The following is an 8,076-nucleotide window of genomic DNA, read 5'->3' on the forward strand; positions in this document are numbered from 1 at the left end:
TCATCGGCAATCGCAAGGCGACACCCTCCCCCCCTCAGCTTTCCTTATTTGTAGGTATGTATATAGGTAGGTATATACATACCTATAACGACCACGGCAACAGTTTGGCGATGTTGCGAGCATCGTCAAGGCCTCTGTGGTGCGCGCCATCGAGCGACAGGCCCACCATCTGCAACGCGCGGGCCATACCCACTTCCTTGATCTTGCGGGCCTTGGCGAACCGGCGTTTGAGGTTCACATGCTCGAACGCTGCGAGCGGGCTTTCGATGCCGTGTCGCTCGCAGTCACGCGCAAGCTGCTTGGCGTCGAACTGGCCCCAACTGCCCCACGCTGTGCCCGGAGCTTGATGTCGTTGGGCAAAGCTGGCCAGCCTTGCTGCAACGGCCGGGAACAGCTCGGCACCGTCCACGTCGGCCTGCTGGATGTTGGTGAGCTGTCGACAGAATTGGGTGAGTTGAGGGCGCACCACGGGGCGCACTAGCGCCTGAAACGTGTCGAGCACGGTGCCCTCAGCCGTGGCCCACACCGCGCCAATCTCGATGATCTCCATGCCGGTTGCTGGGAGGCCATCGCCTTCATCGCAGGTGGCCTCAAGGTCGATGACGAGCACCACCGAGGTCACAGAATCCCCGCGAGGGCATCGACCAGCGACTGCCCTCCCCTGCGATCCAGCCAACGCGCCTTCATCCCGAAGGCCTGCGGCCCGTCGAAGTCGCAGCGCTTGCTGTCGCCCACGAAAACCGCCTCAGCCGGTGCGCAGCCCAGCTCGGCCCACGCGAGCCGGTACATCGTCGGGTGTGGCTTGGCCACGCCCACCTCGTAGGACAGGACGTAGGCGTCCAGCTCGGGCACGAGGTCGCGCACGGTCGCGCCGTACTCATAGGCGAGGTTCGAGCACACCGCCAAACGCAGCCCTGCTGCCCGTGTCTTGGCGAGCACGTCGGCCACCTCGGGGAACAGGCGCAGGCCGGACAGCTCTTCGGCCAAGTCGGGCAGGATCACATCGAGCTTGTCCCCCACGCCGATCTCGATGGCGAGGGTCGCCAGTGGCACGTTGCGGGTCAGGCAGGCGAGCCGATCCATCGGTCGCCCGCTTGCATCCACCAGAATCCCGTAGGGTGCCGGGCGCGTGGTGTAGCGGATCAGGGTGCCGAAGGCGTCAAAGACAATGGCTCTCGTGGGCTTCATGTATATATATACCTATATACCTACATATCTACTCGAACAGCTCGCGCTCGAACTCGACGCCCGCCACCATCAGCGGCTCACCGCTGGGCCAGCGCTTGGGTGGCTGGTGATCGCTGATGACCTGCACGTCGGTGTCGTCGTTGACAACGGCCACGTCGGCGGCGTGCAAAGCGGCTTGCTTGCTCGCGCGCTCGAAGCGGCAGGTGTTGGGGTCGAATGTCCAAAAGCGCATGTCAGCCTCCTTGGTCTTGAGCTTTGCGGCGCTCGTGCTCTTCAAGCAGTCGCTGGTAGGAATCGAATTCCGGCGTGCCGGGCGTGGCGAAGTTGGGCAGCATCAGCGGCTCGTACTCTTCCTCGATCACCGGACGCCCCTTCACTGGCTCGGGCATCAGGTCAGCCAGCAGGCGCAACACGGCTCTAGTCCCGTTGCGGATCGCGACAGCGTTCTTGGTGTCGGTGGCGGCATAGCCCTTTTGGATGCCGGTGCGGATGACGCCCAAGCGTTCGGCGAGCGTGTCGAGTTCGTACTGGGCTACCGACTTCAAGTGCTCTTCGTCCTGCTTGACGCGCCACTCTTTCCATTCGTCCTGTTCGGCCGGAGTGAGGACGGCGGCCACTTCGGCTGGCAGCTCGCGGGCTGCGCGGTCGAACTTGGCCACCACGCGCTGCACGTTCTTGCCCTCCGGGAAATCCGGCGTTACCTCGCGCACGCGGCGCAGGCACTGCACGGTTTTGCCCTCGTGGTAGTTGCCATCTTGGTCACGGTGGCGGACGGTCTTGAACTGCATGGGCTGCGTTCTTTTCTTTTAGTTGGTTGCGTATGTGTATAACTATACGCAAAAGCGCGAAAGTCTGCTACCATTCGCTTGTGGTCGGTAGGTATATATATACTTACCGAGTCCCAGCGCCGGGGAGGAACCCGGCAGGTCGATGATCAGCTGCTTTGCTGCTGCGTCGGTATGTATATATATCTATAGGAGCACCCATGATCTTCGCGTGTGTGAACACCAAGGGCGGCGTCGGCAAGACCACGACCGCTGTGCATTTGGCAGTGATGCTGGCCCGGCAGGGCAAGACCCTCCTGATCGACGGCGACCCGCAGGCCTCGGCCGCGAGCTGGGCTGCTTGGCGTCGTGAGACGCAATACGACCCGTCGCCCACCACCACCTGCCTCGCTGGCAAGGCGATCTTAGCCGAAGGCAAGCAGTTGGCCAGCGGCTTCGAGCACGTCGTCGTCGATGCCGGTGGTCGTGATTCGGTCGGTCTGCGCTCCGCGCTGCTTCTGGCCCAGCGTGCCGTGATCCCGATTGGCGCGAGCAATCTGGACGCTGCCGCCATGACCGACTTGCTGGAAGTGGTCGAGCTGGCCCGCGACTACAACCCCGAGCTGGATGTGCGCGTGCTGCTGACCCGTGTCGATCCGCGCACCAAGGACGCGGCCGAGATGCTGGAATTCTTGGCCGAGCAGAAGCTGACTGTATTGCCGACAAAAGTCTGCGAGCGCGTGGCCTTCCGCCGCGCCATCGGGGAGGGTGCGAGCGTTCAGGAGCTGGGCCGCGATCAAGCCGCCATCGCCGAGATGGAAGCCTTCTTCAAGGAGGTGATGGCATGAGCATGAAGGGCAAGCCCAACACGGCGCAGTTCAAGCTGCCCAAAGACCCGACCGCGTTCCTTGAAGGCGGGGAGGCGGACAAGGCCGAGAAGCCGCTGGTGGCACCTGCTGCCGTGACCACGACACCGGCCGCCACGCCGCCCGCTGCCGAGGAAACGCAGCGCTACGGCCGCGCACGGGTGCAAAAAATCTTCAACTTCCCCGAGGAACTGGCTGATCGCCTGCGGCGCGAAGCGCTCAAGCGATCGGAAGAGAAGGGCGGCCGGGTCACGGAGAAGGACATCGTGATTGAGGCGCTGGAAGCCTTCCTCAAGGGCTAATAAGTATATATATACCTATCTATGTATATATATAACGATTTCCAGTATGGACTATATCTCATACAAGTGACGACACCAACACCATGCAGCGACAGGCGCAACGAATTCTGATATTGTTGCGATTGGGCGCGGAATAGGGTATAAACGATGCTGACGACAACTGCTAGTGTGGTCGCGCCGAAGGTTTTGAAGGAACTCATCGCCGCTGGGTCGGTTTCCGCCGCCCGAGTGGAACCCGGTGACAAGGGCCTTCTGATCGTGGTGCGGGCCGGAATGAATGAGCGAGTGCTGGGTGCTGCCCGTGGCGGCCTCCGGTACTTCCAGAGTCTCGATGGCGCTGCAAGCGTTTTGCAGGGCTACGGGATCATGAAGTTTGATGTGAACACGGAGCACTGGGTGCCCAAGACGATGGTGCGGGGCTACAAGCAAGCCCCGGCGTCTGTGGATGCCGACGAGTGACCGTCATGGCAAAGGAGAGAGCTGACCAGACAGCAGAAAACTGGAGAGTCAGAAACGACAAAGCCCGCTTTGGCGAGCGGGCCTTGACAGAGAAACCGGGCAGGGTGCCCAGACACGTACAGGATTCATCTTGGCGGATGAGTTCTGTAGAGACGCAATGAAGCGACTGACTATGCTTTGATTGTACGTGTCTTAAGCCCTGCGCGCAAGCGTGCGCACGCCCCTACGGGACGTGTGATGAGGGGTTATGGCAGGTACAACGGCACAGAAACTAGACAACCAGACAGCAGACCGCTTTTTCCAGTCGGGCACCGCGCTCAACCGCGTGCTCACGGAAGCGCCCTATCTGCCGCGTTGCTCTGACGACAAGACGGCTACCCGCGTCCGGCCGCGCGAATACGCCATTCGCTACCCCTACATGCAGGTCAATCGGCCCGGCTTCGTGAGCTGGCTGATCTTCGACCTCGACCACACCAAGGCGATGATCTGGGAGGACGCAGGCCTTCCCGCTCCCAACCTGATCGTCCGCAACCGCCAAAGCGGCCACAGCCACCTCTATTACGCGATTCCCCCGGTCTGCACGACCGAGGCCGCCCGCAGCAAGCCCATCGCCTACATGAAGGCCGTCTATGAGGCCTTCGCTGCCCGGCTCGATGCCGACACCGACTTCCACAGCGGCCCTGTGGCCAAGACGCCCGGCCATCCTTGGTGGCTGACGCACGAGCTGCACGCCCATGTCTACGAGCTGGGGGAGTTGGCCGACTACGTGGACTTGGCTGTGTCCAGCCCGTGGGGGAAGGGGCCTCAGTTCGACGAGGTGAGCCATTCCCGGCACTGCATCCTCTTCGAGCACCTGCGGCACTACGCCTATTCCATCGTGAACCGTGAGCGCGAGCGCGGCTCGTTTGCCACCTTCACGCGGCTGCTCGAAGCCTACGCGCACAACCGCAACAGCTTCCAGAAGCTGGGCTTCATGGACAACCTGGCCCAGTCCTCACTCAAGGCCACGGTGAAGTCCGTCGCCCGCTGGACGTGGGATCGCTACACCGGCTGCGGTCGGTGCCACCGGGGCGTGATGCAGCTCGACAAGGACTTGCCGCTGATCGAGCGGCAGCGCCTCGCCGCCGCCCGCACCCACGACGTGCGCCACAAGGCTACCGAGTCCAAGGTACGCGCCGCGTGCCGCCTGCTTCAACAGAAGGGCGAAGCCCTCACGCAAGCCGCTATCGGCCGCGTGGCGGGCCTCACAAGGCAGACGGTGGCCACCTACAAGCATGTGCTCGAAGAAGTGCTCAAGCCCGTCGCCGTGACGATTTTGGGGGGCGCTTCGGGTAAGACCGAGGATGTTAAACATGGTGCACATCAGGTAGCTGCTGCCCCGCAGGGGGTAGGGGTTCCGGGTGCTGCTTCGGTGTCCCTTGAGCTGTTTCCTGCCGGGCCGGGTGTTGTGCCTGTGCTGGATGGCTGAGATGGAGCCGGTTTTGATTTTGAGTAGCCCAAGCGTTTTTCAAACGCGAGTAGCCGCAAGTGGGTTGTGGGTAAGTCCGCAGGACTTATCCATCATCCCGCGCGCAGGGCGAAGCCCGGAGGTTTTTCCGCCGCGCGTCAGCGCGGCCCCCCCTGTCACTTTTCGGCGTGGCGGCCGTGTCGGTTGAATGGAGTTCGGAGGATGTAGCGTATGGCTCGACGGTCTTTTGACGATGAAACGCTCGCATGGGTGCGGGAAATGCCGCTGTCGCAGGTGCTCGACAAGCTGCGCGACGATGGTCAGTTGTTCTGGCGTCGCGATCTTGACTTCGTGCCGGAGAACGACCAGCGGACGGTGCGGCTGTTCTTGTCGTCGCCCTCGGGCTTCGCTTGGGAAGTTCTGGTGACGGGCCTCAAGTGGTTTGACGTGCGCGCAGGGAAGGGGGGAGGTGGCGGCATCGACCTCGTGATGCACCTGCTGGGCATCGACTTCGTGAAGGCTGTCAAGCTGCTTTCGGCCGGTGCCGGTGTGGCTGGCCAGCGTCGTCCAGTTCGGCCGCAGTGAAATTCGGGCGGCTCGCTGCTGCGCATCGATCGGGCTCTCGTGCTTCGCATCGGGCCTCGCAAGCGAGTCTCGACCCCTGCGGGCTTCGATCTTCCCTCCCTGTCGGTCGGCCTGCCGCTTTCGCCGTCCCGGCGACCGAAACCCCTTCGGTTTCGGCATCCCGCGTGGGGTCTTGCCCCACACGTCGCGGGGGAATGTGGGCGGACTTTGCCCTTGACATCCCCCTCTGACGTGAGGCTCTGGTCGTTCCATCCGCATCAAGGGTGCGCTGCGCCGTGATCCTCACCCGTTCGGTGCTCGGGCTTCGCCCTGTGCTCCGCGTGCGGCTTCCGGTCACGCCCTTGACCCGGCTTCCACTTGAAAACCGCATTTATATAGGTAGTTATATATATACATAAATACGGGTAAACAAGCGACTTGTGTGGCGCTGGGGAAGTCGTGACGCAACGATGGTGGCTTGTTCAACCACCGGAGATCGACTCCATGCAAACCAAAACCACCCCGTACCACTGCGCCGAGCTGCGGCGCTCTGTGCCCGTGATCCAGCGTATCGAGTGGGTGAGCGGGATCGGCCAAGACGATGCCGAGCCGGTTGTGCTCGCCGAGGCCTGTGCGCTGGCCAGCCGCTGCCCGAGGGTCGCGCACTGCCCGCTGACGGCCGACGAGTAGGGCGGCTCGATGGCCGCCCCGGAAACCCCAGCTTGCGGGCTGGGGCGGGGTCACGGTCAGTCCTTGAGCAGGACGATGTGATGTGTGATGCCTGTGGCGATCAGCACAGCGTGCTCGTTGCTGCGGAACGGGTAGCCGTTGTGTGCGATGACGATGATGCGCATGAAATTCACCTCCTTTCTGGGCAAGCTGCCTCACACCTATTTATGCGGCGGCGCTGAAAAGCGATGAAAAAACGCCTCAACGCGCCACCGACCGGGCCGTGGTCGAGCAGGCTGGCCAGCCGTCGCACACTTCAAAAAATCCTCTTTTATTTGTTTATTTGTTTGTTTCTTTGTTTGTTGTGCTATACTGAGGGCATCAGATCAAGGAGAGTCCCATGCGTCCAGCCGAATTTCCCGTCGAAGCCATCATCGAAGCCGGTCAGGCCCTGCAAGCGGCCGGGCGCAACGTCACCGGGTTCGCGCTGCGCCAGAAGGTCGGCGGCGGCAACCCGACGCGGCTGCGACAGGTCTGGGATGAGCACCTTGCGAGCAATTCCGTCGCGCAGGCCCAGCCGGTGGCCGAGCTGCCGGTGGAGGTCGCCGAGGAAGTCGCCAACGTCACCAAGGCGCTGACCGAGCGGATCGCCACCTTGGCCGTCGAGCTGAACGACAAGGCGGTCAAGGCGGCCGAGCGCCGGGTGGCCGAGGTGTTGCGCACGGCGGGCGAGCAGCGGGAACAGGCCGAGCGGGAGCTGGCTGACGCTGCCACGACCGTGGATGACCTTGAGGCCACGCTGGACGAAACCAAGGCCGAGGTCGAGACGCTGACCAACAAGCTCGCCGAGTCGCAGGCCCACGCTCAGGCGCAGGCTGTCGAGCTGGCCCAGTTGCGCGAGCGCTTGGCCGCGTCGGAACAAACGAACCGGGCCGACGCCGAGAAGCACGCCGCCGAGCTGGCCCGTGCCCATGAAGCCGCCGAGCGCCTGCGCGTCGATCTGGAAGCCTTGCGCAAGGCCTCAGCCGCCGAGCTGGATCAGGTGCGGGTGGAGCTGGCCAGCGTCAAAGCCACGGCCGAAAGCGACTTGCGTCATGCCCGCGAAGAGGCGCGCAATCACCAGCTCGCGACCGAGCAGGCCAATGGTCTGCTGGCCCACGTCCGGGATGAGCTTTCGCAGGCCCGAAATCAGGCTTCGGATGCACGGGAAGAAGCTGCCCGCCTGCGTGGTCAGGTCGAGGCTATCGAAGGCCAGCGCGCCGAACTGGTCAAGGTCTTGGCCGAGCGGCCGGTGGCAGCAGAGAAGGGCATCACATGAGTACGCCGCGCAGGATCGTTGTGTTGATTGACGATCTACGGTTGCCTAATACGTTGAGTTTGTCGTAAGTGCTCGATGACTGGTTCTGATGAAGATGCGCCAAACAAATTTGGATTTTTTGCAAGGATGCCCAGATAGACATTGTCTGCTATCTGCATCGTGGCAATGTTGAGTGCGTCGTTCATGGGAGCGCCCACCCGTAAGTGCCTTCGTTCTGAACCGAGTACGGGTAGCACACGCGCTTTTCGACCTTCCAGCCTTTGCCGTTGCATCGGGCCAGCCGTTGCAGTTCCCCCGATTGCGCGAAGCGGTAGGCCGTTCGCCCCTCCGGCGTGTTGGCCCATGCCGCCGCTGCTTTCTCGTCCTTGGCTTCGCTGTATCCCGCGCCGTATCCGGCCTGATAGCCCGAATCCTTGCCACTGCTGTGCATGTACCAGCCGAACAGTCCGACGCACAGGAAGGCCATGGCGATGCAGCCCGCCGCCCACTGCCACATCTG

General features: G+C 62.7%; 12 protein-coding genes. 7 read left to right on the plus strand and 5 right to left on the minus strand.

What is annotated here, in order from left to right; translation table 11 throughout:
- Positions 1-82: 82 nt before the first annotated feature.
- Genes A3Q7_RS0118955 through A3Q7_RS0118970 form a run of 4 tightly spaced genes read right to left on the minus strand, consistent with a single transcriptional unit; the run spans position 83 to position 1,976 of the window.
- The gene (locus A3Q7_RS0118955; protein ID WP_018413493.1) at positions 83-622 is read right to left on the minus strand and encodes a 3'-5' exonuclease; all 540 of its coding nucleotides are present in this window, start codon (positions 620-622) and stop codon (positions 83-85) included.
- Complete coding sequence (locus A3Q7_RS0118960; RefSeq protein WP_018413494.1) at positions 619-1,188, minus strand: HAD family hydrolase; 570 nt, start codon at positions 1,186-1,188, stop codon at positions 619-621. The genes A3Q7_RS0118955 and A3Q7_RS0118960 overlap by 4 nt, the downstream gene beginning before the upstream one ends.
- Positions 1,189-1,216: 28 nt before the next feature.
- Entirely contained in the window at positions 1,217-1,420 is a 204-nt protein-coding gene (locus A3Q7_RS20160; RefSeq protein WP_018413495.1) for a hypothetical protein, read from the minus strand.
- A gap of 1 nt (position 1,421) precedes the next feature.
- On the minus strand, positions 1,422-1,976 hold the full coding sequence (locus A3Q7_RS0118970) for a hypothetical protein (protein WP_018413496.1): 555 nt from the start codon (positions 1,974-1,976) through the stop codon (positions 1,422-1,424).
- A gap of 197 nt (positions 1,977-2,173) precedes the next feature.
- Between A3Q7_RS0118970 and A3Q7_RS0118975 the strand changes: the two genes are divergently transcribed.
- The 7 genes from A3Q7_RS0118975 (at position 2,174) to A3Q7_RS0119010 (ending at position 7,577) form a co-directional block, all read left to right on the plus strand.
- A complete protein-coding gene (locus A3Q7_RS0118975) occupies positions 2,174-2,800 on the plus strand; it encodes a ParA family protein (protein ID WP_013124616.1) in 627 nt (208 codons plus the stop codon).
- Positions 2,797-3,120, plus strand: coding sequence for a hypothetical protein (locus A3Q7_RS0118980; RefSeq protein ID WP_018413497.1), 324 nt, complete (start codon positions 2,797-2,799; stop codon positions 3,118-3,120). The genes A3Q7_RS0118975 and A3Q7_RS0118980 overlap by 4 nt, the downstream gene beginning before the upstream one ends.
- Positions 3,121-3,267: 147 nt before the next feature.
- Complete coding sequence (parC, locus tag A3Q7_RS0118985) at positions 3,268-3,579, plus strand: ParC family partition-associated protein (RefSeq protein WP_018413498.1); 312 nt, start codon at positions 3,268-3,270, stop codon at positions 3,577-3,579.
- A gap of 247 nt (positions 3,580-3,826) precedes the next feature.
- Entirely contained in the window at positions 3,827-5,047 is a 1,221-nt protein-coding gene (locus tag A3Q7_RS0118990; RefSeq protein WP_018413499.1) for a replication initiation protein, read from the plus strand.
- 210 nt (positions 5,048-5,257) lie between these two features.
- Positions 5,258-5,611, plus strand: a complete 354-nt coding sequence (locus A3Q7_RS0118995; protein WP_026225031.1) for a hypothetical protein — start codon at positions 5,258-5,260, stop codon at positions 5,609-5,611.
- A gap of 483 nt (positions 5,612-6,094) precedes the next feature.
- Positions 6,095-6,280: a hypothetical protein gene (locus tag A3Q7_RS0119000; protein WP_018413501.1), complete on the plus strand. Its 186-nt coding sequence runs from the start codon at positions 6,095-6,097 to the stop codon at positions 6,278-6,280.
- Between the two features lie 379 nt (positions 6,281-6,659).
- Positions 6,660-7,577: a DNA-binding protein gene (locus A3Q7_RS0119010; protein WP_018413503.1), complete on the plus strand. Its 918-nt coding sequence runs from the start codon at positions 6,660-6,662 to the stop codon at positions 7,575-7,577.
- A 181-nt stretch (positions 7,578-7,758) separates the two neighbouring features.
- Here the strand turns inward: A3Q7_RS0119010 and A3Q7_RS20165 are convergent.
- On the minus strand, positions 7,759-8,076 hold a 318-nt coding region (locus A3Q7_RS20165; protein ID WP_018413504.1), incomplete at its 5' end, for a hypothetical protein.

The sequence above is a fragment of the Methyloversatilis thermotolerans genome (assembly GCF_000372885.1).
Lineage (GTDB): Bacteria > Pseudomonadota > Gammaproteobacteria > Burkholderiales > Rhodocyclaceae > Methyloversatilis > Methyloversatilis thermotolerans.